Source organism: Oleiphilus sp. HI0043, from assembly GCF_001634935.1.
In genome coordinates this window covers 1-1,043 of record NZ_LWEY01001546.1, presented here as the reverse complement: position 1 = coordinate 1,043, position 1,043 = coordinate 1, and the positions used below count along the sequence as shown (strand labels likewise).

Below are 1,043 nucleotides of genomic sequence, written 5' to 3'. Positions count from 1 at the left end.
CTAGCGCAAACAGGTTATTTGGGCTCAACTAGTAGTCATTTTGATTCAATAAAGACTAGATCTTGGCTTATAAGGACTGTTTGTGAGCTTGTCTGAATTGCGATGGTGAGCTATCGAACCAGCGCTTAAATGAACGGTTAAAGTTGGAAGCATCATCATAGCCTAGAGTCAGTGCAATGGCTTCAATGCTTGATTGGGTATTCAGTAGTAAGTTTTTTGCCTGAGCTTTTCGTAAGTTAGCCATGACCTTACTAAAAGAAGTATTTTCTGTTTTTAGCTTTCTCGCGAGTGTGCTTTTGGACATATTCAGGTTTCTCGCGATTTCTTCTATCGATAAAGAGTAATCGTGAGCCTGTTCAACAAGCGAGACAACTTTTTGTTCAAGGCTATCAAATTGGTTCAGACGAGAAAGCTCTTCGTCGCATTGTGCGCGCGCCAGTTCAACAGAGCGAGGGTTTGCCGTAACGCTGGTGATCTTAAGTAAAGACTTTGGGATAGTGACTCCGGCAGTCTTAGCGTCAAAGTGAACAGAGCAAGGCAGTAGCTCTACGTACTTGTCTTGCCATGCGGGTGCCTTATAGGGGAAGCAAACGGTGCACTGTTCGACGCCCTTGCCAATTACAAACTCTATAACGTTGAGTAAAGACGCGAGTAAAACTTCGTAGAGTAATTCTCGTATGGGCTCCCATGTACAAGTTTCTTTAATTTCTAAAAGGCAATCTTCGCCATTAACTTGAATGTTAATTCCGATGGCTTGCAAGCGGGTTTGATAATAGCGGCTAATCAGCTCAAGGCATTCGCCTAAGTCAATACCGTGAGAAACGGCAAAACCTAAGCTGCCATGGCTGGAAAGCTGAATTTTTTGGGCAAAGTGAAGGCCTAGCCATGGACAACTGGACTTACTATAAATGTCATGAACAAAGTCCTTGAAATCGTTAAAGGGGATAAAGTCCTGCCCCTTATGCTTTTCTAGTGTGTTAGTAATGTGTGAGTAATTGAGTTCCAGGTTTTGCTCTTCGCTATACCGAATAAACTGATGCAAG

Annotated in this window: 1 protein-coding gene; it reads right to left on the bottom strand. The window is 43.0% G+C overall.

Annotated features, from left to right (window positions below; genetic code table 11):
* Positions 1–67: 67 nt before the first annotated feature.
* Positions 68–1,043: AraC family transcriptional regulator (locus tag A3729_RS23155; protein ID WP_068634334.1), on the bottom strand; the 976-nt coding region annotated here is incomplete at its 5' end.